1 protein-coding gene is annotated in these 576 nt (G+C 64.9%); it reads left to right on the forward strand.

The features are described 5' to 3' along the window. Nucleotides 1-575, forward strand: a 575-nt coding sequence (locus ACTIMO_RS17215) for a phage neck terminator protein (RefSeq protein WP_448183212.1), incomplete at its 5' end; no start/stop codon positions are given. Nucleotide 576 lies beyond the last annotated feature (1 nt).

The raw sequence follows: 576 nt of genomic DNA on the forward strand, positions 1-576 counted from the left end.
ACCGGCTCCTGGTGCAAGGCCGCGATCACGCGGCAGATGCCGGCGCCCTGATGGCGATCACGGTCAGCCTCACCGAAGACCAGATCTTGACGGGCCTGCGCGCGTTCCTGTTGGCTGTACTCCCCGACGGGATCGAGGTCGTGCAGGGCCAGGACAATCGTGTCTCGATGCCCGCTGGCGCCAACTTCGTCATCATGACCCCGGCGCGCCGCGAGCAGCTGTCGCAGACCGCCCACACCTATGATGCCCAGGCCGAGACCAAGGAGGTCGGGCGCTCGACCGGACTCCATTTCACCCTCGATGTCTACGGCCCGGATGGGTCCGACAACACCCAGGTGATCACCACTCTGTTCCGCGATGAATATGGTTTCGTCTTCCTCGCGCCCTATGGTCTTGCCCCGCTCTATTGCGACGACGGCCAGCAGATGCCGCTCGTCACGGGGGAGGAGCAATGGCTCCAGCGCTGGATGATGCGCGGGGTGCTCCAGACCAATCTTGGCGTCACGGTGCCCCAGGAATTCGCGGACCAGCTCACGGCGCACCTGATCGAAGCGGACATGCTCCCGAGCCTCTGAC

This window comes from Arthrobacter sp. CP30 (assembly GCF_053470025.1).